The following is a 26,125-nucleotide window of genomic DNA, read 5'->3' on the forward strand; positions in this document are numbered from 1 at the left end:
CGGACGGAGAAAAAGATGCTCGGAACGGTGTTGCTGGTCATCCTGATACTGCTTCTGATCGGCGCTCTGCCGAATTGGGGTTACAGCCGCAGCTGGGGTTATGGACCGTCAGGAGGTCTGGGACTGGTCCTGATTATCGTGATCATCCTCCTGCTCATGGGCAGGATCTAAGTAAAGCGTCATCAAAAACGGGAAGGAAGAACCATGAAGAAGATCTTGCTCGCAGCCGCCCTTATCGGCTCTCTCGCATCCTGCACATCCACCGAACGCGGTACGGCCATCGGTGCCGGCACCGGCGCCGTCATTGGCGGCGTCGCGACGAACAGCTGGGGTGGCGCGGCAGTGGGTGCCGTAGCCGGCGGCGCCGTGGGTGCCCTCGTCGGCGCCTCCCAGGAGCGCTCCGGCTACTGCATCTATCGCGACCGCCACGGCCGCACCTACGAAGCGCGTTGCCGCTAACAGCTATCGCTCAGCAGAAATCGGCGCCGATCGTTCGGCGCCGATTTTTGTTTGTCCGTCCGCCGCGGCCATCAGGCGACATATTGTCCACCATTCGCCGTTATCGTTGACCCCGTGATGAAGCCCGCATCCTCCGAGGCCAGGAACACTACGCAACGCGCGATCTCCTCGGGGCTCCCCAACCGTCCGACCGGTATCTGCGGGATGATCCGTTCCTTCAGCACCTGCTCGGGAACCGCCTTGACCATTTCAGTGGCAATATAGCCGGGACATACGGCGTTCACCGTGATGTTCTTCGCAGCACCCTCCTGAGCGAGCGCCTTGGTGAAGCCGAGGTCTCCTGCCTTGGCGGCAGAATAGTTGACCTGGCCCATCTGGCCCTTCTGTCCGTTGATGGACGAGATATTGATGATGCGCCCGAAACTGCGGTCGCGCATCCCTGCCCAGACCTGATGGGTCATGTTGAAGAGCCCTGTCAGGTTCGTCGCGATCACCTCGTTCCACTGCTCGGGCGTCATCTTGTGAAACATGGCATCGCGGGTGATTCCGGCATTGTTGACGAGCACTTCGACCGGACCGAGCTCAGCTTCTACCTGCCTCACGCCCTCAGAACAGGCGTGATAGTTCGAGACATCCCACTTGAAGACGGGAATTCCGGTCTCCGCTCCGAAGATCCTGGCGTTGTCGTCGTTGCCGGCATAGTTGGCGGCGACCCTGAAGCCTGCTGCGCCGAGCGCCACGCAGATTGCCGCTCCGATGCCGCGCGTGCCGCCCGTTACCACTGCTACCCTGGTCATCGACTGCTCCCTCTCCGGTCTGAGGATCTCGAGGACCCCTGGCATCAAGTTCGACTTCAAGGCAGGTGTCGCCTCCGGCAGGAGGCGTAAGCCGCTTCACATCGCTTCGAAGCACATGGCGACGCCCATCCCGCCGCCGATGCAGAGCGTGGCAAGGCCCTTCCTGGCCTTTCGCCGCTTCATTTCGAACAGAAGCGTATTCAGTATGCGGGCACCGGAGGCGCCGATCGGGTGGCCGATGGCGATCGCGCCGCCGTTGACGTTGACGATCGCCGGATCCCAGCCGAGTTCCCTGTTGACCGCGCAGGCCTGAGCGGCGAAGGCCTCGTTGGCCTCTACGAGGTCGAGATCGGCCGCCCTCCACCCGGCCTTCTCCAGCGCCTTGCGGGACGCGGGGATCGGCCCGGTGCCCATGATCTGGGGATCGACGCCGGCCGTCGCCCAGGAAACGATCCGCACCATCGGCTGAATGCCGCGCCGTACCGCCTCGTCCTCGGTCATCAGCACCGCAGCCGCGGCGCCGTCGTTGATGCCGGAGGCATTCCCCGCCGTAACCGTACCTTCCTTATCGAAGGCGGGCCGGAGCTTGGCCATATTGTCGAGCGTGGCATCCAAACGGATATATTCGTCGTCCTCTACGGAGACGTCGCCCTTCTTGCCCTTGATGACGTACGGCACGATTTCATCCCTGAACCGGCCGGCAGCCTGGGCCGCCTCCGCCTTGTTCTGGGAGGAGACGGCGAACTGGTCCTGCTCGTCGCGCGAGAGTTGCCACTGGCGGGCGATGTTTTCGGCGGTGATACCCATGTGATAGCCGTAGAAGGCATCCGTCAGGCCGTCCTTGATCATGGTGTCGATCATCTTCATGTCGCCCATCTTCACGCCGCCGCGCAGATGGGCGACATGCGGCGCCATGGACATGGATTCCTGCCCCCCGGCGACGATGATCTTCGCATCGCCGAGCGCGATCTGCTGCAGCCCGAGCGCCACGGCCCGCAATCCCGATCCGCAAAGCTGGTTGACGCCCCAGGCCGTTGCCTCCTGCGGGACGCCGGCCTTCATCGCGGCCTGGCGGGCCGGATTCTGCCCTTCTCCCGCAGGCAGCACCTGACCAAGGATGACCTCATCCACCTCGCCGCCTTCGACGCCCGCCCGCGATAGCGCACCCTTTATGGCTGCGGCCCCGAGTTCATGGGCCGGCACGTTGGCGAAAGCGCCGTTGAAGGAGCCCACGGCCGTGCGGGCGGCGGATGCGATCACGATCGATGGTTGCGTCACGGGTGTCTCCTGGTCATTTCGCTTTTGCTCAAAGACTGACAAAGCTTCGAGGCGAAGTCAAACGGCCGGGACTGCGACTTTCATCGGAAAGTAATTCGACATTTGAAAGCCTTGCGCCACGGCGGACCGCTTCCCGCCGCGGCGCACAAAAACGTTGTCAGCCCGCTTCGTTTGCGCATACAGTCCATTGGGGAGAGCTCCTCCGGCGTGCAGATGTGAGGAGCGAGGAGGCGAAGAATGGCCAAGACCGACGGCGAAACAGTCATCAAGAAATATGCGAACCGGCGCCTCTACAATACCGGCACCAGCACCTATGTCACGCTGGAAGACCTCGCCAAGATGGTGAAGAAGGGCGAGGAGTTCGTCGTGCAGGACGCCAAGACCGGTGAGGATATAACCCACTCGGTCCTCACGCAGATCATCTTCGAGCAGGAATCCAAGACCGGGAACACCCTGCTCCCCATCTCCTTCCTGCGGCAGCTCATTTCCTATTACGGCGACCAAATGCAGATGGTGGTGCCGACATTCCTGGAGCATTCGATGCAGGCGTTCGCCCAGCAGCAGGTCCAGATGCGCGAGCAGATGAGCCGGGCTTTCGGAGACACCTCGCTGTCGAAAAACCTGCAGGCCCCGATGCAGTTGATGGAGGAACAGGTTCGCCGGAACACGGAAATGTTCCGTCAGGCGATGCAGATGTTCTCGCCCTTCGGGACCCAGCCGCCAGCATCCTCGTCGAAGAAGTCCGATCCGAAGGATATCGAGGAGCTGAAGGAGCAGTTGCGGACCCTCCAGAACAGGCTGGACAATCTCTGACCCAAGCCGCCAACCGCGGGCGCGAAGCAACAAAAAAGGCCGGGAGAACCGGCCTTTTCTTCGAAATCATCCGAAAGCGTTATGCGCTTTCCTTGGGCGTCAGGACCTGGCGGCCGCGATACATCCCCGTCTTCAGGTCGATGTGATGCGGACGACGGAGCTCGCCCGAGTTCTTGTCTTCGATGTAGGTCGGAGCCTTCAGCGCGTCGGCCGAACGGCGCATACCGCGTTTCGACGGGCTCGTTTTTCTCTTCGGTACAGCCATTCTCGTTACTCCACTTTTCGTGCAAAGCGTCGTCCCCGGCCGAATTTAGCCGAACTGGACAAGCCTCAATATCGGAAATTTGGGCGGCTTATACATGCTGATCCCCCGCTTGACCAGTCCCCGCAGGGAAAAAATCACCGCAGCCCTAAGCCTCGTCCTCCGGAACGATCCAGGTTTCCGCAAGGGCGGCCTCGCGCCATCGGATCCAGGCCGGATGCGATTTCATCGCGTCCATATAGGTAAGCGCATCCCTGTCGACCGGCAGATCGTAGACATCGAACCGATTGACCACCGGAGCGAACATCGCGTCCGCTGCAGAGAAACGGCCGAAGAGGAAGGGGCCTCCCGACATCTCGCAGCATTCCCTCCAGATCGTGGAAATACGGGCGACATCGTCCGTTACGCCTTCCGGAAGGACGATCTTCCGTTTTTCGCGACGCATGTTCATCGGGCAGGCGCCGCGGAGGGCGCGGAAGCCCGAGAGCATTTCCATGGAGATCGAACGCGCGATAGCGCGTGACGCAGCATTTTCCGGCCAAAGATGCCGCTCGGGAAAGAGCTCCGCGACATATTCGATGATCGCGAGCGACTCCCAGACCCGCAGCGGCCCGTGATGAAGGGCCGGGACCCGCCCCGTCGGCGATACCTCGAAGAAGCGGGGATTACCGGCAGGGAAGTCGAAGGGTATCAGGACTTCCTCGAAGGGAATGCCGGCCGCCGTCAAGGCGATCCAGGGACGGAACGACCAGGAGGAATAGTTCTTGTTGCCAATATAAAGGGTAAGCTGGGTCATCGGGTTCTCCACGCGCACGCAATAGCTACCCAGCTTTACTCGGCGGGACCAATGAAAAGTCTCGACGTCACTGATAAATACATGTGACGTAATCCCGGGAGTTGCGCGCCCTTCGCTCCACCACCCCGGCAAGCCGCTGCATCCCCCTGCCGGGCTTGCCGGCGACGCGCGTAATGGGATTCGGCAGCGCCACCGCCAGAAGCGCCGCCTGCCTGCGGCTCAGGTCCTTGGCTGAAACGCCGAAATGGTGCCGAGCGGCAGCTTCCGCACCGTAGATTCCAGGTCCCCATTCGACGATATTGAGGTAGATCTCCATCAGCCGGCGTTTGGACCAGAAGAAGTCCGCGGCGATCGCCAGCGGCATTTCGAGCCCCTTTCGGACGAAGGACCTGCCGTTCCAGAGAAAGAGGTTCTTGGCCGTCTGCATCGGAATCGTACTCGCGCCGCGCGTCGCTTCTCCCTCCAGGGCCTCCTGGACCACCGCCTTCATTTCCCCCCAGTCCACCCCGGAATGCCGGCAGAACTGTCCGTCTTCCGACATCATCACCGATCGGACGAGATTGGGGGAAATATCTTCCAGAGCCACCCACCGGCGCTCATAACCCCTAAGCAGAGCAAGATCCGCCAGCATCAGCGTCGAGACGGGGTGGACGAACGGCGGCGTATAGAGAAGAATGAGCAGATAGGGAGCGATCAGCACGACCAGCACCACAAGGATGAGCCGGCGCAGGAAGCGCGCTGCCGATGATTGCCGGCTATGCCGCAATCCCTCCTCCCCCTCTTCTACCTGTCGTTCCGGTACAACGTCCAATTTCGCCTCTCGCGTCGGCGACTCTTAACGTTTGGCGCAAGCGATGACCAGTGGATCGGCCAAATCTTACCACCCATTCGCAGGGCACGTTGAAGTTGGCCTCCACTCGTGCCAAACAGCCGCCATGACCATGTCCTTGAAGTCGTTCGAACAACACCTCATCGAAAGCGCCAAGCGAACAGAGGCACTTCTGGCCTCTCTGCTTGGCGACAGCCGCCTGGCCGGCGAGATCGCCCGGCCGGCGTCGCTGCTGGCGGCAATGCGGCACGGAACGCTGAACGGCGGCAAGCGCCTGCGGCCCTTCCTCGTGCAGGAAAGCGCAGCGCTTCTGGGAGGCGATCCGCAGGTCGCTGCGCGAGTCGGCTGCGCGCTCGAATGCGTGCACTGCTATTCCCTGATCCACGACGACCTGCCGGCCATGGACAACGACGATATCCGGCGCGGACGACCAACCGTCCACAAGGCATTCGACGAGGCTTCCGCGATCCTTGCCGGGGATAGCCTGCTGACCTTCGCCTTCGACATCATCGCGGCACCGGAGACGCGGCTGGCGGACAGGCCGAAAGTCGAACTGATCCTAGCCCTGTCACGGGCGTCCGGTATCGGCGGCATGGCCGGAGGGCAGGCGCTGGATCTCGCCGCCGAGAAGTCTCCGCCCGATGAAGCGGGAATTTTGACCCTGCAGGCGATGAAGACCGGAGCTCTCCTGCGCTTTGCGTGCGAGGCAGGCGCCATCGTGGCGGGATCCGATACGGAGGACCGACAGCGGTTGCGGACCTTCGGCCAGAAGATCGGCCTCGCCTTCCAACTCGCGGACGATCTGCTCGACGTTACCGCCGATGCCGCGATCATGGGCAAGGCAACCGGCAAGGACGCCGGTCGAGGCAAGGGAACGCTGGTGGCACTGCACGGGACGGCGTGGGCGGAAGAGCGGCTTGCCACCCTCGCGCAGGAGGCCATCGACCTCCTCGCCGGTTTCGGTCCCCGCGCCTCCATCCTGCAGCAGGCAGCACAATTTATTGCGGACCGGAAGAACTGACGATCCGGGCTCCGGATCGGAATGCGACGGCTCCTGACGAGCCGCCAGTGACGGCCCGTCGGGATGGACCGGTCAACGCGTGATCGGCGCGATCATGACCTCGACGCGGCGGTTCTGCGCACGGCCCTCCGGCGTGGCGTTCGAGGCAATCGGCTGCGACGGCCCGAAGCCCATCGTCGACATGCGGCGCTGGTCGACGCCGCGGCTCGCCAGATAGTTGGCGACCGACGCGGCGCGCCGCTCCGACAGACCCTGGTTATGGGCAAGACTTCCCGTCGAATCCGTATGGCCATTGACGTCGATGAGCGTGCGGTTGAACTTGTTCAGCACGATCGCAACGGAGTCCAGCGTCGGATAGAAGGGTGGGATCACCTGATCCCGATCCGTTGCGAAGGTCACATTGGACGGCATGTTGAGAACGATGCGGTCACCCATGCGGGTGACCGAAACACCCGTGCCCTGCAGTTGCGCCCGCAGTTCGGCTTCCTGCTGGTCCATATAGTTGCCGATGGCGCCGCCGGCGAGACCGCCCACTGCGGCACCGATCAGTGCGCCCTTCCCGTCACCGCCTATTGCAAGACCGGTGAGGGCGCCGAGACCGGCGCCGATGGCGGCGCCCCCGGCCGTATTGGAAACCTTCTGCTGACCGGTATAGGGGTCGGTCGTGGTGCATGCGGAAAGATAGGTCGCTGCAAGCGCGACGAATGCGAGCTTCTTGATCATTCGAATCGATGTCCCCGTCGTCTGTGGTGAATCGTCATTTACCACGAAATACGGCAGCACGGGGACAAGGATAGGTCATTCCGCTGCGGAGCGTTGTCCGAAGCGCTGCTCTATGTAGTCGATCACCAGCTTTTCGAAATCAGCGGCGATGTCTGGGCCGCGCAGGGTCAGAGCCTTCTTGCCGTCGATGAAGACCGGTGCCGCCGGCGTCTCGCCGGTGCCGGGAAGCGAAATGCCGATATCGGCATGCTTGCTTTCGCCGGGACCATTGACGATGCAGCCCATCACCGCGACGTTGAGCGCCTCGACGCCGGGATATTTCTCGCGCCATACGGGCATGTTCTTGCGGATGTCCTCCTGGATGCGCTGCGCGAGCTCCTGAAAGACAGTGGAGGTGGTGCGGCCGCAACCGGGGCAGGCGGCAACCACCGGGATGAACTGGCGGAAGCCCATGACCTGGAGCAGTTCCTGGGCCACCTGTACCTCGCGGGTGCGATCGCCGTTCGGCTCGGGCGTCAGCGATACCCGGATCGTATCGCCGATCCCCTGCTGCAGCACATAGCCCATGGCGGCGGAGGAGGCCACGATGCCTTTTGTCCCCATGCCGGCCTCGGTGAGGCCGAGGTGCAGGGCATGGCCGGAGCGTTCGGCAAGCATGGAATAGACGGCGATGAGGTCCTGCACCTGGCTGACCTTGGCCGACAGGATGATCCGGTTGCGCGGCAGGCCGATGCTTTCCGCCAGCTCCGCCGAGATCAGCGCCGACTGGCAGATCGCCTCGTGCATTACCTGCCGGGCGGAGAGCGGCGAGCCTTCGGCAGCGTTGCGGTCCATCAGGGTCGTCAGGAGATCCTGATCCAGCGAACCCCAGTTGACCCCGATGCGCACCGGCTTGTCGTAGCGGATCGCCATCTCGATGATGTCGGCGAACTGCTTGTCCTTCTTGTCCTTGAAGCCGACATTGCCGGGATTGATGCGGTATTTGGCAAGCGCTTCGGCACAGGCCGGATGATCCGCAAGAAGCTTGTGGCCGATATAATGGAAATCGCCCACCAGCGGCACGTCCATGCCCAGGCGCAGCAGACGTTCGCGGATCTTCGGCACGGCGGCGGCACTCTCGTCCCGATCGACCGTGATGCGCACGATTTCCGAGCCGGCCCGATGGAGAGCCGCGACCTGCGCTACGGTCGCGTCCACATCGGCCGTGTCCGTATTGGTCATGGACTGGACGACGACCGGCGCGCCGCCACCGACGATCACGCCGCCGACATCGACGGCGACCGTCGTCCGGCGCGGCTTCGGATCGTACTCAAGGCATGTGGACATTCGGGTCTCGTCGGCTGGGATGGATGCCTTTCAGGTGGAGGATCAAATGTGGCTTGTCAACCGCCGGGGCTTCCGTCCTCGGCTCCCGCCCTCAATCGTGCCGCACGCCATCCGCATGGCGTGCCAGCGGAGACAGCAGCAGGACCACGAGATGCAGGATCGACAGACCGGCAAAGATCACGGCCAAACCGGTATACTCTGCTATGAAACCGATCGCGGAAGGCGCGACCAGGATTCCGGAATATCCCATCGTCGTGACCACCGACAGGCCTACTCCCGGCTGCATGCCCGGCAGGTTGCCGGCCGCCGAGAAGACGATCGGGACAAGGTTGGAGACGCCGATGCCTGCCAGAGCAAACCCCATGATCGCGACGGTCTCGTCCGGCGCGAAACCGGCGATCAGCAGGCCTGTCACCGAGACCACCGCACAGACCCGCAGCGTCCGCACAGCACCGAAGCGGTCGCGGACCAGGTCCCCGGCAAAGCGCATAATGGCCATGGTGAGGGAGAAGGCCGCGAATGCGAAGCCGGAGGCCGTCACCGAGGATCCCAATTCCTCGCGCAGGTAGAGAGCGCTCCAATCGATAACCGCGCCCTCCGGGATCATGCAGAACAGAGCCATGAGACCGATGAGCCAGGGCAGCCCGGACCGGGGAAGACGTGCCCGCTCCGCAACTTCCTCGGGATGGGGCGCATCATGAAGGATCATCTGCCATGCGGCCATCACCATGGCGCCAGCCAGAACCGTCACGAGCAATGCATGGCCGACCACTCCCAGGCGCTCGATGAGATACCCGCCGCTTGCAGCCCCCAACAGGCCGCCAAGGCTCCAGAAGGCGTGGCAGGAGGACATGATCGCCCGCCGCATGAACTTCTCGACCGCGACCGCATTCGCGTTCATCGCAACGTCCATGGCGCCGATCAGCCCGCCGAACAGGAAGATTGCCACCGCGCCGGTCCAGACGTCGCCGACCAGCGTGAGAAGAAACAGGGTCGGCGTGGCAAGAACGGCGGCAATGCGGGAGACGGTGCTGGAGCCGAGCCGCGCGATCTGGCTCCCGGCGATCGGCATCATGACCAGCGAGCCGAGACCGAAGATCAGGATCATCAGCCCCAGTCCGCCTTCGGAAAGCGAAAGCCGGCTCGCGAACTCCGGGATCTTCGGAGCCCACGCACCGACCATGAAACCGTTCATCAGGAACAGGAGGGCCACTGCCAGGCGCTCCCGCGTCACATAACTGCTCCGCGCCGCCGCGCCCTCGCGAGATACATCCATCTTCACCATCCCATCATGCTGCGGCGAACTTAGTTAAATCGATTAGCATGACAAGCCGCGCCAGGGTACGTGATCTCACTTTTTGTGTAGCGGCACGAGCAGGTGTGAACAGCTACGCCTCTCCCCCGTCGAAGGCGACCAGCAGATCCTTGGCGTCGATCTGGTCCCCCGTGCGCACGAGAACTTCCGCCACGGTCCCGTCGCGCTCGGCGTGCAACGCAGTCTCCATCTTCATTGCTTCGATGGAGAGGAGCACATCGCCGCATTTGACAGCCTGTCCTGCCGAGACAGCAACGGTCGAGACGACGCCCGGCATCGGAGCTCCGACATGGTTCGGGTTCGAGTTATCCGCCTTCGGGCGGGCGGCGCTGCCGGATGCTCCGTGGGCGCGGTCCGGCACTTTGATACGACGCGGCTGGCCGTTCAGCTCGAAGAAGACCGTGACCATGCCCTTGGCGTCGGTACCGCTCATGGCTTGGTTGACGATCACCAGCGTCTTACCCTGCTCGATGTCGGCAAGCAGTTCCTCCCCATCCGCCATCCCGTAGAAATAGGCATGGGTGGGCAGCACCGAAACCGGGCCATAGGTCTCGCTGACCAGAGCGAAATCCGTAAAGACCTTGGGATACATGAGGTAAGATGCAAATTCGAAATCGCTGACGGAGCGCTCGAGCTTGGTCTCTATCTCCTTCCGCTCCGCCTCCAGATCCGCTTCCGGGAGGAGCGATCCCGGCCGTGCCGTGTAGGGCTTCTCACCCTTCAAGGCCTTCTTCTGGAGCATTTCCGGCCATCCTCCCGGAGGCTGGCCGAGATCTCCCTTCAGCATGGAGACGACGGATTCCGGGAAGGCGATGTCCTTTGCGGGATTGACGACGTCAGCGACGCTCAGCTCCTGGCTGACCATCATCAATGCCATGTCGCCCACGACCTTCGACGAGGGCGTCACCTTCACGATGTCGCCGAACATCTGGTTCACGTCCGCGTAGGTCTGGGCCACCTTGTGCCACTTCGACTCGAGGCCGAGCGAGCGGGCCTGCTCCTTCAGGTTAGTGAACTGTCCCCCGGGCATCTCATGCAGGTAGACCTCGGAAGCGGGACCTTTCAGGTCGCTCTCGAGGGCGGCATACTGCGTGCGTACGGCTTCCCAGTAGAAGGAGATCCGGCGGATCCAATCGGGATCGAGCGCCGGGTCCCGCTCCGTCCCCGCAAGCGCTTCCACGATCGATCCCAGGCAGGGCTGGGATGTCGTCCCGGAGAAGGCGTCCATGGCCGCATCGACGACGTCGACGCCCGACTCCACGGCAGCAAGTACCGTCGCCGCCGCGATTCCGGACGTGTCGTGCGTATGGAAGTGGATGGGCAGGTCCGTCGCCTCGCGAAGCGCCCTGAACAAGATACGAGCCGCAGCAGGCTTCAGGAGACCGGCCATATCCTTGACGGCGATGATATGCGCGCCCGCCCTTTCCAGTTCCTCCGCCAGCGCCGTATAGTATTTCAGATCGTATTTCGGCCGGGCGCTGTTGAGGAGATCGCCCGTATAGCAGATGGCTGCCTCGCACAGCCGGCCCTCCTCCTGCACCGCGTCCATGGAGACGCGCATGTTCTCCACCCAGTTGAGGCAGTCGAAGACGCGGAAGACGTCAATGCCGCCCCTGGCCGCCTGCCGCACGAAATACTTGACGACGTTGTCGGGGTAGTTCTTGTAGCCGACCCCGTTTGCCCCCCGCAGCAGCATCTGCAACAGAAGGTTGGGCGCAGCCTCCCGCACCAGCGCCAGGCGCTCCCAGGGATCCTCCGTCAGGAAACGCATGGAGACGTCGAACGTGGCGCCTCCCCAGCATTCCAGCGAGAAGAGGTTGGGCAGCGCCCGCGCATAAACCCCGGCTATGCGGGCGATATCATAGGTGCGCATGCGCGTGGCCAGCAGCGACTGGTGCCCGTCACGCATGGTCGTGTCGGTCATCAGAATGCGCTTCTCGCCCCGCATCCACTCCGCGAACTTCCGCGGCCCCAGTTCATCGAGCTTTTGTTTCGTGCCGTCGGGGATCGGACCGTTGATGTAAGGCACGACCGGTCTTGCCGCCTGCGGCGGCGGCATCGGCCGCCCCTTGGTTTCCGGATGGCCGTTGACACTGACATCGGCCAGATAGGTGAGAAGCTTCGTGGCACGATCCTGCCGCTTTACCTGCGTAAAGAGTTCGGGTGTCGTGTCGATGAAGCGCGTCGTATAGGAATTGTTCTGGAAGTCCGGATGGCCGATGATGGCCTCCAGGAAGGTGAGGTTGGTCGCCACCCCGCGGATACGGAATTCGCGCAGCGCGCGGTCCATGCGGCTGATGGCTTCCTTGGGCGTGCTGCCCGACGCCGTGACCTTCACCAGCAACGGGTCGTAGTAACGGGTGATGATGGCGCCGGTATAGGCCGTTCCGCCGTCCAGACGGATGCCGAAGCCGGCCGCGGAACGGTAAGCCGTTATGCGCCCATAGTCTGGAATGAAATTCTGCTCCGGATCCTCCGTCGTGATCCGGCACTGGAGCGCGTGACCGTTGAGACGGATATCCTCCTGGCGCGGCACGCCGGAGTCCGGCGTACCGATCGCTGCGCCTTCCAGGATGTGTATCTGAGCCTTCACGATGTCGATGCCGGTAACGACCTCGGTCACCGTGTGCTCGACCTGGATCCGCGGATTGACCTCGATGAAGTAGAACTTGCCGGTGTCGGCATCCATCAGGTATTCGACCGTACCGGCGCCGATATAGTTCGTCGCCCGGGCGATCTTCAACGAATATTCCGCCAGCTCCTGTCGCTGGGCATCGGAAAGATAAGGAGCGGGTGCCCGCTCCACGACCTTCTGGTTGCGCCTCTGGATGGAGCAGTCCCGCTCGAAGAGATGCACAACGTTTCCGTGGGTGTCGCCGAGGATCTGGCTCTCCACGTGGCGTGCGCGCTCGACGAGCTTTTCGAGATAAACCTCATCCTTGCCGAAGGCGGCCTTCGCCTCGCGCCTGGCCTCCATGACCTCCTTTGCCAGATCAGCCTCGGAACGGATGGCGCGCATGCCTCGGCCGCCGCCGCCCCACGATGCCTTGAGCATCACCGGATAGCCGATCTCGGCCGCCATCCGCGCGACTTCTCCCATGTCTTCCGGGAGGGGCGGCGTCGCAGGCACGACGGGCACGCCGACGGAGACGGCGAGATCGCGGGCGGCGACTTTGTTGCCGAGCTGGCGCATCGTTGCAGCCCTGGGGCCGATGAAGATGATGCCCGCCTCGTTGCAAGCTTCCACGAATTCCGGACTTTCCGACAGCAGGCCATAGCCCGGATGGATGGCATCCGCGCCGGAGAGTTTTGCCACACGTATGATTTCGGAGATCGAAAGGTAGCTTTCGATCGGCCCCAGATCCCGCTCCAGATGGGGCCCGCGCCCCACCTGATAGCTTTCATCAGCCTTGAAGCGATGCAACGAGAGCTTGTCTTCCTCAGCCCATATGGCGACCGTTTTGATCCCCAGTTCGTTTGCCGCCCGGAACACGCGGATGGCTATCTCGGATCGGTTGGCAACCAGTATCTTCGAAATGGGCAAGGTAGATCTCCTCCATCAACCAGGCAAATGCTGCACTGCGAAGGATCATTACCTGCTAAGTCCGGGAAGTTCAATTTGCCTGCATAGGGAAAACAGCTACGCCACGAAGCCCTTGCGGAGGGCGAGGGCGACCACGTGCTGGCGGTTCCTTGCCTTCATCTTTTCCTGCAGGCCGTTGATGTACCAGTCGACCGTATGGCTCGATATCTGCAACGCCTTGGCGATCTCCGGGGAGGTCAGGCCTTGCGTCAGGTGCGAAACGACATCCAGCTCCCTGCGTGTCAGAGGAATATCTACGGGCGTCGGCTTCTCCAGATCCGAAGCGAGGCCTCGCAATTCGAGCATACGCCACATGATCCGTTTGGCCGCGGCGTCGAACAGTGCAACCTCCGCCGGAGAAAGATCGACCGGCCGGCCGCCAATTGCCATGTGCCCCAGCAGGCCTGTCCGGCCGTGGATCGGAAACATGTATCCGTCGTGAAGCCCGTGTTTTACGGCATCCTGCATCATACGCTGGACCCGGGACCGGCGAGGGTCGTTTCTCATCAGCGGCAGGGCATCGCGAACCCTATAGGGCCGTTGCGCGATCACCAACATCCGCGCAGCAGGATCGACGAGAGCATAGCGCTTGGCGGCGTAGATTTCTCTCCAACCTCCAGGCCACCGTTCCGCCAGGACCGGGCCTCCTGCTTCCTCCTGAAGCCGCCCGTCGATCGCGAGCTCGTAGAAGTCGAAACGGTAGGACGCCAGTAATGCGTCAAGCTGTTTTATCAGTTCATCTGTGCTCTTGGCTTCACCCGCAAGAACAAGAAAATGTACAATCGAATGAATATTCAAAGCTGCCCCCAGCCTGTCTTCCCGCAGTCTTGCCTCACGTTCAAATCTCCCGCAAGTGTCGATCATCCTGCAGTTGCAATTATCCATGGTTGAATTTGCACGGCTAGATTTCGCCATATGGAAGGCTGCCGCGGATCAAAGCGGTAAGGGCGGCAGAGGTTCCACCCCCGACGAACGGAGATTTCCTTGCGGCAACTTTGTTCAGATCGCCTTCATGCTGCTGCGGATATGAAGCTTGACCACGGCGCGGCCTTCAGGCAGCACGCAACGACAACAAGGAAAGGATAGCGGAAGGTGACGCTGGTCCAAGTCTACACCAGAGCTCTCAGGTACCTCTCCGAGAACCGGTTTCGCGTGGCGGTAGTGGTTCTTGCCAATATCGTGCTCGCCGTCATCACGATCGCCGAACCCATATTGTTCGGCCGCATCATCGACGCCATTTCATCCGGAGGAGAAGTCGTCTCGATCCTCATGCTGTGGGCCGGTTTCGGCGTGTTCAATACCGTGGCCTACGTGCTTGTTGCGCGGGAAGCCGATCGTCTGGCACACGGAAGGCGGGCCTCGCTTCTCACTGAAGCCTTCGGACGGATCATTTCGATGCCCCTCTCCTGGCATCACCAGCGCGGGACCTCGAATGCCCTTCACACGCTTCTCAGGGCAAGCGAAACGCTTTTTGGGCTGTGGCTGGAGTTCATGCGGACGCATCTCGCGACAGCGGTCGCTCTGGTGCTGCTGATCCCGACGGCCTTTTCGATGGACGTGCGGCTGAGTGTGGTGCTCGTGGTTCTGAGCATCACCTACTGGATCATCGGCAAGATGGTCATGAATCGGACGAAGGAAGGACAGGCGTCGGTGGAAAGCCACTACCACAACGTCTTTTCCCACGTCAGCGACTCCATCAGCAATGTCTCGGTCCTGCACAGCTACAATCGCATTGAGGCCGAGACCCGCGCCTTGCAGGATTACACCAAAAACCTCCTGGCGGCGCAGTATCCCGTCCTTGATTGGTGGGCGCTCGCGAGCGCCCTCAACCGCACTGCCTCGACCGTTTCGATGATGGTCATCCTCATCATCGGCACGCTTCTGGTTCAGCAGGGAGAATTGCGGGTCGGCGACGTCATCGCTTTCATAGGCTTTGCCAACCTGCTCATCGGACGGCTCGACCAGATGCGCCAGTTCGCAACTCAGATTTTCGAGGCGCGGGCGAAGCTCGAGGAATTCTTCATCCTTGAGGATTCGGTGCAGGAGCGGGAAGAGCCGGCAGGCATGGCTGAACTGCAGAATATCCGGGGCGAGGTGGAATTCAGGAACGTAACCTTCGACTTCGCCAGCACCTCCCAGGGTGTGCATGACGTCTCCTTCCGGGCACGAGCCGGCGAGACGGTAGCCATCGTGGGGCCGACCGGCGCCGGCAAGACCACCCTCGTCAATCTCCTGCAGCGCGTCTACGACCCGAAGAAGGGGCAGATCCTCATCGACGGCACCGACATCGCGACCGTCACGCGGCGTTCGCTGCGCCACTCGATCGCGACGGTTTTCCAGGACGCAGGGCTTCTCAACCGGTCCATCAGCGAGAACATCCGGCTGGGACGGGAAGGAGCAACGGAGGAGGAGATCGCCCGCGCGGCCGAGGCCGCAGCGGCGACCGACTTCATCGAGAGCCGCCTGACCGGCTATGACACCTCCGTCGGAGAAAGGGGCAACCGCCTCTCCGGCGGGGAGCGCCAGCGGATCGCCATCGCACGCGCTATTTTGAAGAACGCGCCGATCCTGGTGCTGGACGAGGCAACCAGCGCACTCGACGTGGAAACGGAGGCTCGCGTCAAGGCGGCCATCGACCGGCTGCGCGAAAACCGCACGACGTTCATCATCGCGCATCGGCTGTCGACAGTTCGCGACGCGGACAAGGTGATCTTCCTGGACGACGGTAGGATCATCGAAATGGGCAGCTTCGACGAGTTGAGCCGCAGTGGGGGAAGGTTTACCTCCCTGCTTCGCACCAGCGGTATCCTGACGGAAGACGAAGGCGCGGAACCGGTAGCCGCCCGATCCTGAAGCTCACGCAGATCGGCATGGACCCGGAAAAGCTCGCCATAGGACGAGCTTTTCCAATCGGCCCTCAGGCTTCTTCCCGCACGCGCTTCGGCGCCGGTGCGATCGCGGATATCGAGATCTGCCCTCCTTCGCCTAGGGCCTGGCCATTGACCGTGACGGCAAGGCTTCCGTCCTGCTGCCTCCGGGCCGCCAGCTTGCAGGACTGCCCGTCGAGCGTGATCTCAGCGTCGAAACTCTGCCACTCCGCCGGAAGCACCGGCCGAACGAGGAGCTCGCCGCCGCGCCGGCTGATACCGAGGATGCCCTCCACGGCGCAACGGTAGAGCCAACCGGCCGAGCCGGTATACCAGGTCCAGCCACCGCGTCCGGTGAGCGCTCCCGCACCATAGACGTCGGCGGCAACGACATAGGGTTCGACCCTGTACCGTTCGGCGGCCTCGCGATCCAAGGCGTGGTTCACCGGGTTCAGCATGTTGAAGCACCGCCAAGCGTCATCACCTCGTCCCAGCCGGGTGAGGGCGTAGACGACCCATGCGGCCGCGTGGGTATACTGGCCGCCGTTCTCGCGAACGCCAGGCGGATATGCTTTGACATAGCCGGGATCTTGAAGCGTATCCGCGAAAGGCGGCGTGAAAAGCCGGATTATCGAGGCCTTGTCATCGGCCAGTTGCGCCAGGACCGCATCCATGGCCTGCTCCGACCGCTCCCGATCGCCTGCCCCGGAAAGAACGCTCCAGGATTGGGAGATTGAATCGATCCGGCATTCCTGAGCTTCGCTCGATCCCAAAGGCGAACCGTCGTCTAAGTAGCCGCGACGGTAGTAGCCTCCGTCCCAGCCGGCGTCCTCCAGAACCTCCTTCAGCCTGACGGCATGGGCGGTCCACCGCTCCGAACGTGCGTGGTCCTTGCGCTTGGCAGCATACCGGGCGAAGTTCTCCAGAGCGCCGAGCAGGAACCATCCGAGCCAGACGCTCGATCCCTTGCCGCCGATACCCACGCGGTTCATGCCGTCGTTCCAATCACCGCCCAGCATCAGAGGCAGGCCGTCGCCGGCCGTGCGCTCTATCGCGAGATCCAGGGCGCGCGCCGCATGCTCGTACAGATCGGCTGTCTGCGTCGATACGGTCGGCTCGAAGAATGAATCATGCTGCTTTGCATCCAGCAAAGGCCCCTCGATGAAGGGAATAACCTCATCGAGAATGGCATCGTCGCCCGTCGCGGTGATATATTCGTGTATTGCGTAGGCCAGCCACACGATGTCGTCTGCTATCCGCGTACGGACCCCCGCGCCGCTCTCCGGCAGCCACCAGTGTTGCACGTCGCCTTCCGGAAACTGCCGGGACGCCGCACCGATGATCTGCCGACGGGCAAGCGACGGCTGCTGGAGAAGGAGCGCAAGCGTATCCTGCAGTTGATCCCGGAATCCGTAGGCACCGCTGGCCTGGTAGAAGGCGCTGCGGGCGGTTACGCGGCAACCCAGGGCCTGGTAGGGAAGCCAGTGATTGACCAGATGGTTGAAGGCCTTGTCCGGCGTTTCCACCGTCAGCTTTCCCGTGAACTCCCTCCAGTAGGCCTTCGTTTCGGCAAGAATGCTGTCGAAGCGCTCCGCCTTCACCTGCCGAGCCAGTTCGACGGCTTCCTCGCCGGTTTCGGCATCGCCTAGGAAGAACGCTATCTCCTTCTCCTCACCTGGCGCCAGCGTGATGTCACAGGCTATCGCGGCGCAGGGATCGCCGTCGACCCCAACCGTACCGCCCAGAGGTTCCATGGACGACAGTGCAGCCGGATAGCGGATGGAGCCGAAGCGGCCGATGAAATCACGGCGGCTCGTGGTGAAGCTTGCCGTAGGCTCGCTGGCAGCCAGGAAGGCGTGACGGCGGTAAGCCGTGCTGAAGCGGTTGGTCGCCAGCACCGCTCCGCTGTCCTCGTCGTGGCTGGTAACGACATAGGGAAGCGTCCGCGCCGGGTTGTTGCCGAGGATCCATTCGACATAGCCGAAGACACGCAGCTGACGCGTTGCAGAACCGCCGTTGCGGATCCGCAAGCCCGAGACTTTGACCGGACGCTCGCGGTCAACCGTCTGCGTGACCGTTATCCTGAGCCCTTCGTCTTGCGTGGAGAAGACGGAATATCCGAGGCCGTGTCTCGCATCGAACTGTTGATCGGGATCCCTGGCGAGCGAGGCGAAGGGGCTGACGACGGAGCCGGTCTCGCAGTCGAGGATATAGAAGGCCTCGCTTGGCCGATCGATGACCGGATCATTCGTCCAGCTGGTGAGCTGATAATCACGGGAATTGCGGGCCCAGGTATAGCCGCCGCCCTCGGCAGACACATGGAAACCGAACCGGTCGTTGGCGATGACGTTGATCCATGGATGAGGAGTCGCCTGTCCTCCGTGGAGACGCACCACGTACTCGCGTCCGTCCTGCTCAAATCCGCCGAAGCCGTTCCAGAACTCCAGACCGTCGCCCATCCGCTGACGGTTGGAGGAAATGGCCTGTGCAGAAGACGCTAGCAGTCGATGATGGGTGGACGGATCAACGGGCGCCGCGAAAAGGGAAACTGCCCTGTTGATCTGGTCGATGAGCTTTCCGTTGCGGGCATGGAGAACCACACGCGCTGCGGAGATGATTGCATCGAAGGTGCTGTCTTCCATCAGGTCCCGGCGGAGCACGAACACGTGCGGGCGCCCGGATTCCGTCTGTCCGGCACGGCGAAGAGGCTCGCTCAGGCTCTCGAGCGCATGCTGCATCTCCTGCGCATAGGAAGAAGCCTGCTCGTTGATGATGACGAGGTCCGCCGTCACTCCGCGTGAACGCAGGTATTCCTGCGCGCTCAGGGCCTCCTTCGCAACGCCGATGTCCATGTCGTCGTTGATGCGCAGCACGAAGATCGGACAATCGCCGGAGATCGCCACCGGCCACAGGGCCGATTGCGGCTGCAGCCCCGCCTCCAGGGTCTCCCGGTCCGACCGCAGATGCATGTCGGGATAGATCAGGTAACGGGCGAGGTGCTGGAAACCCGCGGCCTGCTGCGAACTGATGCCGAGGTGGCGCATCTGCACCTGGGTTCTTGTCCATGCCTGGATGAGTTCGTGGGCGAACGCGTCCGGATGCCGGTAGCGTTCGATCGCCTGATCCAGCTCGTCCCGTTTCGGTGCGGCGATGGTCCAGAAGATCATGTTGATCTTTTTGCCGGCAGGCACGCGCACTATCCGCCTGAGCGCCATGATCGGGTCGAGGGTGAAGCCGTCCGTTCCCGAGAGTGTCGCATCCGGATCGAACGCCGCCGCCTCGGACAGCGTGCGACCCCGTCCCAGGAATCTGCGGCGGTCGGTCTCGAACTCCGTCGGACGTGCCGGTCCGGCATTGTCGGCGGCAAGATGCGCCACCATGATGGCCGGCTCGTTCGGATTGCGCTTGTTCCTCCAGGCCCGGATGACGTCGCCGCGCTTGCCGATCTCGGTGCGAACGAACATCCGCGAAAAGACCGGATGTGCATTGTCGTCGTCCTCCGACGCCAGAACCGGCTCCAGATAAGACGTGACCTCGATGAAGCGGTCTTCGCTGCCCATGTTGAGCAGCGTTACCCGACGGCCTTCCGCATCGTGCTCCGTGGCCACGATGCATTCCACGACGCTGGTGATGTCCCCCACGGTCTTGTGGAACTCCACCTTGTCGTCGCCGAACATGGTCTTGCTGACTTCGCCATCGATCCGCCGTGGCTCGGCGGTCGCCGACCACCAGTCGCCGGTAGCCGTGTCCCGTATGAAGATGAACTGTCCCCAGCGATCCTCCGTCGGATCCGGCTTCCAGCGTGCGACCACCTGGCCGTTCCAGCGTGACGAGCCCGCTCCGGTGGCCGTCAGCATCACCGAGTAATGTCCGTTGGAGAGAAGCGCGATCTCGCGGTCCCTGAAGGCGGGGTTCTCGATAGTGCGAATTTCGGACCGCAGGAGATCCGCCTGCCCCTTGCCCGGCGTCTCCTCGTATTTGGCGCTCATGACCGGAACGTCACGCGGCGCTTTCTCCTGCAAGAGCAGTTCGGCAGCCTCGATCACCGGATCGGCGTGGAAGAGCTCGCGCAGATAGCCATTGAACACGACGTTGGCGATCGCGGCGATCGACATGCCGTGGTGGTGCGCGTAGTAGTTGTACACCACGGCGCATCGCGATCCGGACGGGACGCGGGTCGGCGTGAAGTCGACGGCATCGTGGAATCCGTAGCGACCAAGCGCTCCCAGTTGCTGAAGGTCCTGCAGGTTCTCCAGCGCCGAGAGGGGGTCGTACTGGCTGGCAAGGATGGAGGCGTAGGGCGCGATCACCGCATTCTGCCCCAGTCCACGCTTCAGGCCGAGCGTCGGTACGCCGAAGTTCGTGTACTGGTAGTTCAGCAGGTGGTCCCGCGCGTTGAAGGCCGCCTCGGAAATACCCCAGGGGGTGCCGAGACGCTTGCCGTGGGCGATCTGCTCCTTGACCACCAGATTGTTGGTCTGGTTGAGGATACCACCTTGCCTTTCCTGCATGACGAGCGGCGGCATCAGGTATTCGAACATCGAGCCGGACCAGGAAACCAGCGCACCCTGGGCGCCGATCGGCACGACCTGTCTTCCCAGGCGGTACCAGTGCTCGTTCGGCAGGTCACCCTTGGCGATGGCAAAAAGGCTGGTCAGCCGGCATTCCGATGCCAGCAGGTCGTAGCAGGCCTCATCCAGTTCGTTGCTGTCCACGCGGTAGCCGATGGACAGGAGCCTGCGGTCCTTCCGGAACAGGAAGGTGAAGTCCATCGAGAAGGCGATGTCGCGGGCTCGGTCGCCGAGCGCGAGGAGACGCCGGCGCAGCGGCTCGATGTTTGAATGGTCGAAGACGCTGTCGGAGATATGCGCCTCGCAGACATCGACGAGCTTGCTTGTCCAGTAGAGCAGCTCTTCGCTCAGTGGAGACTGGGTTTCGTGATGCAGGTTCGTTGCCAGCTTCTGTATGTCGCGCGCAAGGACCGCCAGATTGATGATGCGGATCGATGCAAACTCGTGCTCCCGTTTCACGGCCGCCAGCGCGTTGCCGAAGCCGTTGATCCGCTCCTCGAGCCGGCGGCGCAGCGGCCGCACGGTTTTGCGGTCGTCCGGAAGCGCTGCCATGGCGAGGGACAGGATCCCGCGGACATCGCCGATGCCGTCCAGACTGGACTGGAGATGGGCCGAGGGTGCTTCGCCCCAGGTCCGGCAGGCAGACGAGATGGCGATGAGGTGGCCGGCCAGGTTTCCGCTGTCTACGGCGGAGATGTATCGCGGACCGAGGGGTGCGAGGCTGTCGGTGTGGTACCAGTTCAGCAGGTGCCCGCGGTACTTCTCCATCTTCTCCACGGTCGATATGGTCCGCTCGAGGCGCTCGATCGTGTCGGCGAAGCTGATCCATCCAAACTGGCGGGCGGAAACGACCGAGAGAAGATAGACGCCGATATTGGTGGGCGACGTCCGTCTCGCTACGACCGGTTCGGGTCTTTCCTGGAAATTGTCGGGCGGCAGATGGTTTTCTTCCGCCGTGACGAAGGTCTCGAAATATCGCCATGTGCGCCGTGAAATCTGCCGAAGTTCCGTCGCCACCGTTTCGGGAACGAAGAGCCGGTCCTCGGTTTCCGCGGACTGGCTGACATACCAGGCGAGAAGCGGCGACATGATCCACAGCACCGCGAACGGCAGCCCGACCAGGAAGGCGTTGTCGCCGGGAATGGCCGCGAAGATCAGGCTGAACACCGCGATGACCGGCGCATGCCACATCTGCTTGTAGTAGTCGAGCGGACTGCCCTGCGCGCTGGACTGGATGCTCGCAGCCGTCTTCCATTCCAGCATGAGTTTCCGGCTGACGAACAGCCGGTAGAGGGACCGGCCGATCGCATCCGTCATGAGGCACGCCATGTCGGCGATGAACACGATACGCAGTGCGACCTGGGCGTTGGCGGAGCGGATGTCGGACCAGACCGAGTAGAAATGGGCGCTCGGCACGATATCCGTGCTGCGCGGGAAAACCCCCGTGATCAGCGAGAGGGTCGGGGCGACGAAAAGCAGGAAGATCAGGAAGATCTGCCAGACAAGCGCACCCAGCGGCTCGAAGAAGTACCAGCCGAGCACCGACGCGAAGAACCAGGCGATCGGGGTCAGGGAACGGCGCAGGTTGTCGACCATCTTCCAGCGGCCGAGAGCGGTTACACCGCGTGAGGGGTCGAGGATATAGGGCAGCAGCTGCCAGTCCCCGCGCGCCCAGCGGTGCTGCCGGGAGACCTCCACCTCGTAACGGGTGGGAAAGTCCTCGACGAGTTCCACGTCGGTCACGAGCGCGCAACGCGCGAAGGACCCTTCCAGGAGATCGTGGCTGAGGACCGAGTTCTCGTCGATGCGGCCCTTGATCGACCGCTCGAAGGCGTCCACATGGTAGAGGCCTTTGCCGGTGAAGGTGCCCTCGCCCGTCAGGTCCTGATACACGTCGGAGACGGTGAAGACATAAGGGTCCAGCCCTCGGCCGACCGAAAAGACCCTCTGGAAGACGGAGGCATCCTTGCCTGTCGTCAGCGACGGGGTCACGCGCGGCTGGAGGATGCCGTAACCTTCCGTCACATGACCCGTCTCCGGGTCATGCACCGGCTGATTGATGGGGTGGTGAAGCTTGCCGACCAGTTTCGTGACCGCGTCGCGCATCAGGCGCGTGTCGGCATCCAGGGTCATCACATACTGGACACCCTCCGGCACGACGTTGGCACCGGGGAGATAACTGGTGTCCTGGTCACCGCGCAGCAGCAGGTTGAGTTCGTGGAGCTTGCCGCGCTTGCGCTCCCAGCCCATCCAGGCGCCTTCCGCAGGGTTGAAGAGGCGGCGCCTGTGCAGGAGGAAGAAGCGGGTCTTGCCGTCATAGGCATACTTGCGGGCGAGAGCAGCCACTTCTCGCTTGGCGTATTCGAGAAGATCGAGATCTTCCGCCGTTTCTTCGACCGGGCTGTCCTTCCAGTCGCTGAGCAATGCGAAGTAGATCTCCCCTCGCGCATTGGCAAGATAATGGACCTCGAGGTTTCTCACGAGCTCATCGATCGTGTCGCGGTTGGTCAGCATGCAGGGTACGGCGAGGAGAGTGCGCGCGTCCTTGGGGATGCCGTCCTTGAACTCGAAGCCCACGAGACGCGCCGGCTTCACGAAATAGGTCACCAGCGTGTTGAAGAGGCCAGTTGCCCCTTCCGAGGCGGGCAGCGAGAACATCAAGAGGAACAGGATGAGAATTGGGCCCGGCATTCCTGCATTTGTCAGGAACCAGCCGACGACCACCATCGCCAGCAGCGTCAGCAGCAGGACGGGTACGGCGATTGCCATCCAATGGAAACGGCGCACCTGGCGGACTGCACGCTGTAGGAAGGGCGGGTTGTAGCCGACGGCTGCCTCCAGCCGCTTTCTCATCCGCCCCACGAGGAAGGCGCCGATATTGCTCTCACCGGGCTCCCCACCGTCGTGAGCGGCCTTCTCTGCCAGCTCGATGGCGATCCGCGCCACCTCGATCTCCGTTTTTTCGGAGCGGCGGGCAAGTTGCTCGATACGGCTGCGATAGCTGTTGCGGGAGCCGAAATCGAGCGTTTCGTAGTCGGTTCTCTCCCGGAAGATACGGTCGACGTGAGAAACGTCCTCGAACCAGACGCTCCATTCGGTGTCGTCGATCTCGCGCAGGCCCTTGATGATGTTGCCCATCATGACGTTGCCCGAAGCAAGGCGGTTATGTTCCGCCATCATCGCTTCTTCGGCATCGGTTCCGGCCTTCTGTAGGCGCTCCTCGAGCCAGGACACCGCAAAGCTGGAGGTCTGAGAGGCGTTGCGGAGGCGATAGAAGAACTGCGTCGCGAAGGTGTTGTCCCGCGCGAACGGCTCAAGGTCCTTGAGGACGCTGGCGCTGGCGCTCTCGTCGTTGAGACGGATGATCGTGTCGGCGAGTTCGTTCGCCTTGATCCTCATCCGACGGGAGCTGTCGACACGCACCGCGATCCGGCGCAGGTTCTCGATCAGCACGAAACGGAGGATCGAAGGGAGGGCCCAGAGTTCACCGATTTCCAAGGCTTCGGTTTCCTGGAAACCTTCTACCAGGGCTGCAAGGGATTCCTTGGAAATCGTGCTGTGCGTATGGGCGACATAGAGCCACGCAAGCACCATGACCCGCGGCATCTCGTGACCGCCGACGCTCACCCGGGGCAACTGCCGATAGAAACGACGCGGAAAGTCGCGCCGGACCTCCTGGATTGCTTCTTCAACGATATAATGATTGTCGATCAGCCATTCCGCAGCCGGAGTGATCGCCGCTCCCGCATCGACATCCGCAGCGATCGTGCGGTAGACGCGGAGGATTTCCTTCTCGTTTGACCGGTGACGGGAAAAGAATTCGAACGGCTGGAATTCGGGAAGGCTCTGCCGGCCGTGACGTCCAAAGGCATGCCCCAGTTCTTGCAGCTCCGCATTCGTCAGATAGGCGGCCCTGATCGTATCGTTGTGATCGACCTGCTTGGCTTCAGGATCACGAGGCGGGGCGGACGGAGTACTGTTGAAGGACATGGGTTCAGCTTTTGACTATGCTTCGGTCGAAATGGACTTAGACGGCCTTCGCCAGAAAAGCCATTGATCCTTGTGCTGATGCGAGCGCGCGGGCACCCGACGGGCCTCCGCGATGAAGGGAGATAGAGGGCAGCGAGGATTTTGCAAACAGCGGCAGCCTGAATACGCGAATGGTCGTCGCCAACGCTAAGGTGGCCTCGCTGAACGATAGCTGAACGGTTTTGATCGAACCGGAGGCTTACCCGCAGGCCCAAGCATTGCTATGGAACCGCAACTGGTTCGCAACGGGCCACCCCATTTACAGTCGAGAGGACCGATGACCATACGTATCCCCAACGACATGCCGGAACTCGTCGACATTCGGCACCACCTGCACAGGCATCCCGAACTTGGCTTGTCGGAGTTCAAGACATCGGACTTCGTCGCGGAGAAGCTGGAGGCCATGGGTTACGAGGTGACGCGGGGGCTGGCGAAGACGGGCCTGGTGGCCACCCTGCGCAATGGCACGGGCAGCCGCTCGATCGGCATTCGGGCCGATATGGACGCCCTGCCGATCATGGAGGAGACCGGCGCATCCTATGCCAGCCTGACACCTGGCCTGATGCATGCCTGCGGCCATGACGGGCATACGACCATGCTCCTCGGAGCGGCGAAGTTGCTTGCCGATCGCAGAAACTTCGACGGCACGATCCACCTGATCTTTCAGCCGGCGGAAGAGAATTTCGGCGGAGCGCGGCTGATGATCGAGGATGGCCTGTTCGATCGCTTCCCCTGCGATGCCGTCTTCGCCCTTCACAACGATCCGGGATTGCCCTTCGGGGAGATCTATGTCCGCGAAGGGCCGGTGATGGCCGCCGTGGACGAATGCCGCATCACGGTCAACGGCCGCGGCGGTCACGGCGCGGAGCCGCAGGAGACGGCCGATCCGATCGTCGCCGGCGCAAGCATCATCATGGCGCTGCAGACGGTCGTATCGCGCAACCTGCATCCGGTAGATTCGGCCGTCGTCACCGTGGGTGCCTTCCACGCCGGGCAGGCGAGCAACGTCATTCCCGAACGGGCCGAAATGCTGCTGACCATCCGCTCTTTCGACGCCGATGTGCGCGACCGGCTGGAGCAGCGTATCCGCACCGTCGCCGAAGGCCAGGCCGCCAGTTACGGCATGTCCGTCACGATCGATTACGAGCGAGGCTATGAGCCGACCGTCAACCACGCAGCCGAAACCGAGTTCGTTCGGGAAGTGGCGAAACGCGTCGTGGGAGAAGACAAGGTCCGCGACATCCCTCGCCCGATGATGGGAAGCGAGGACTTCGCCTATATGGTGGCGGAGCGCCCCGGCAGCTATTTCTTCCTCGGGACCAGGCGAACCGAGAAGGATCCGCCGCTCCATCACCCGCGCTTCGACTTCAACGACGACGCGCTGCCCATCGGAACGAGCCTTTGGGTAGAACTGGCCGAGGCCTGGCTGGCTTCCTCAGGAGTTCCTGCCTGACGA

Annotated in this window: 17 protein-coding genes; 6 read left to right on the top strand and 11 right to left on the bottom strand. The window is 62.6% G+C overall.

Annotated elements, in window-relative coordinates:
- Window positions 1-15: 15 nt before the first annotated feature.
- Both RTCK_RS15495 and RTCK_RS15500 read left to right on the top strand, forming a co-directional pair.
- Window positions 16-171 (top strand): DUF3309 family protein, encoded by a 156-nt coding sequence (locus RTCK_RS15495; RefSeq protein ID WP_142522576.1) that lies wholly within the window; start codon window positions 16-18, stop codon window positions 169-171.
- A 33-nt stretch (window positions 172-204) separates the two neighbouring features.
- On the top strand, window positions 205-459 hold the full coding sequence (locus RTCK_RS15500) for a YMGG-like glycine zipper-containing protein (RefSeq protein ID WP_142522575.1): 255 nt from the start codon (window positions 205-207) through the stop codon (window positions 457-459).
- Window positions 460-530: 71 nt separating this feature from the next.
- On the opposite strand, the gene phbB is transcribed toward RTCK_RS15500, so the two are convergent.
- Window positions 531-1,256: a beta-ketoacyl-ACP reductase gene (gene phbB, locus RTCK_RS15505; RefSeq protein WP_142593457.1), complete on the bottom strand. Its 726-nt coding sequence runs from the start codon at window positions 1,254-1,256 to the stop codon at window positions 531-533.
- 96 nt (window positions 1,257-1,352) lie between these two features.
- The gene (locus tag RTCK_RS15510) at window positions 1,353-2,534 is read right to left on the bottom strand and encodes an acetyl-CoA C-acetyltransferase (RefSeq protein WP_142593458.1); all 1,182 of its coding nucleotides are present in this window, start codon (window positions 2,532-2,534) and stop codon (window positions 1,353-1,355) included.
- Between the two features lie 237 nt (window positions 2,535-2,771).
- Between RTCK_RS15510 and phaR the strand changes: the two genes are divergently transcribed.
- Window positions 2,772-3,347 carry a polyhydroxyalkanoate synthesis repressor PhaR gene (phaR, locus tag RTCK_RS15515; protein ID WP_142522572.1) on the top strand — a complete coding sequence of 192 codons (576 nt, stop codon included), beginning with the start codon at window positions 2,772-2,774 and terminating at the stop codon, window positions 3,345-3,347.
- Between the two features lie 79 nt (window positions 3,348-3,426).
- Here phaR and rpmF read toward each other — a convergent pair whose 3' ends face one another.
- From rpmF to mtgA, 3 genes are all read right to left on the bottom strand, one after another.
- Complete coding sequence (gene rpmF / locus RTCK_RS15520) at window positions 3,427-3,612, bottom strand: 50S ribosomal protein L32 (RefSeq protein WP_012067326.1); 186 nt, start codon at window positions 3,610-3,612, stop codon at window positions 3,427-3,429.
- A 145-nt stretch (window positions 3,613-3,757) separates the two neighbouring features.
- Window positions 3,758-4,405, bottom strand: a complete 648-nt coding sequence (locus tag RTCK_RS15525; protein ID WP_142593459.1) for a glutathione S-transferase family protein — start codon at window positions 4,403-4,405, stop codon at window positions 3,758-3,760.
- A gap of 67 nt (window positions 4,406-4,472) precedes the next feature.
- Complete coding sequence (mtgA, locus tag RTCK_RS15530) at window positions 4,473-5,216, bottom strand: monofunctional biosynthetic peptidoglycan transglycosylase (RefSeq protein ID WP_142593460.1); 744 nt, start codon at window positions 5,214-5,216, stop codon at window positions 4,473-4,475.
- Window positions 5,217-5,340: 124 nt separating this feature from the next.
- On the opposite strand from mtgA, the gene RTCK_RS15535 reads away from it, so the two are divergent.
- Complete coding sequence (locus RTCK_RS15535; protein WP_142593461.1) at window positions 5,341-6,255, top strand: polyprenyl synthetase family protein; 915 nt, start codon at window positions 5,341-5,343, stop codon at window positions 6,253-6,255.
- A 72-nt stretch (window positions 6,256-6,327) separates the two neighbouring features.
- Here the strand turns inward: RTCK_RS15535 and RTCK_RS15540 are convergent, their stop codons facing one another.
- From RTCK_RS15540 to RTCK_RS15560, 5 genes are all read right to left on the bottom strand, one after another.
- Complete coding sequence (locus RTCK_RS15540; protein WP_142593462.1) at window positions 6,328-6,978, bottom strand: OmpA family protein; 651 nt, start codon at window positions 6,976-6,978, stop codon at window positions 6,328-6,330.
- Window positions 6,979-7,053: 75 nt separating this feature from the next.
- Window positions 7,054-8,304, bottom strand: coding sequence for a flavodoxin-dependent (E)-4-hydroxy-3-methylbut-2-enyl-diphosphate synthase (gene ispG / locus RTCK_RS15545; protein WP_142593463.1), 1,251 nt, complete (start codon window positions 8,302-8,304; stop codon window positions 7,054-7,056).
- A gap of 91 nt (window positions 8,305-8,395) precedes the next feature.
- Window positions 8,396-9,580: an MFS transporter gene (locus tag RTCK_RS15550; RefSeq protein WP_142593464.1), complete on the bottom strand. Its 1,185-nt coding sequence runs from the start codon at window positions 9,578-9,580 to the stop codon at window positions 8,396-8,398.
- A 112-nt stretch (window positions 9,581-9,692) separates the two neighbouring features.
- Entirely contained in the window at window positions 9,693-13,163 is a 3,471-nt protein-coding gene (pyc, locus tag RTCK_RS15555) for a pyruvate carboxylase (RefSeq protein ID WP_142593465.1), read from the bottom strand.
- 96 nt (window positions 13,164-13,259) lie between these two features.
- Window positions 13,260-14,000, bottom strand: coding sequence for a helix-turn-helix transcriptional regulator (locus RTCK_RS15560; protein WP_142522564.1), 741 nt, complete (start codon window positions 13,998-14,000; stop codon window positions 13,260-13,262).
- Between the two features lie 294 nt (window positions 14,001-14,294).
- On the opposite strand from RTCK_RS15560, the gene RTCK_RS15565 reads away from it, so the two are divergent.
- The gene (locus tag RTCK_RS15565) at window positions 14,295-16,055 is read left to right on the top strand and encodes a glucan ABC transporter ATP-binding protein/ permease (RefSeq protein ID WP_142522563.1); all 1,761 of its coding nucleotides are present in this window, start codon (window positions 14,295-14,297) and stop codon (window positions 16,053-16,055) included.
- A 64-nt stretch (window positions 16,056-16,119) separates the two neighbouring features.
- On the opposite strand, the gene RTCK_RS15570 is transcribed toward RTCK_RS15565, so the two are convergent.
- On the bottom strand, window positions 16,120-24,630 hold the full coding sequence (locus tag RTCK_RS15570; protein ID WP_142593466.1) for a GH36-type glycosyl hydrolase domain-containing protein: 8,511 nt from the start codon (window positions 24,628-24,630) through the stop codon (window positions 16,120-16,122).
- Window positions 24,631-24,946: 316 nt separating this feature from the next.
- Here RTCK_RS15570 and RTCK_RS15575 point away from each other — a divergent pair, with 316 nt between their 5' ends.
- Complete coding sequence (locus RTCK_RS15575; RefSeq protein ID WP_235988717.1) at window positions 24,947-26,122, top strand: M20 aminoacylase family protein; 1,176 nt, start codon at window positions 24,947-24,949, stop codon at window positions 26,120-26,122.
- The last annotated feature ends 3 nt before the right edge of the window (window positions 26,123-26,125 follow it).

It is taken from the genome of Pseudorhizobium endolithicum (assembly GCF_902153245.2).
Classification (GTDB): Bacteria; Pseudomonadota; Alphaproteobacteria; order Rhizobiales; family Rhizobiaceae; genus Neorhizobium; species Neorhizobium endolithicum.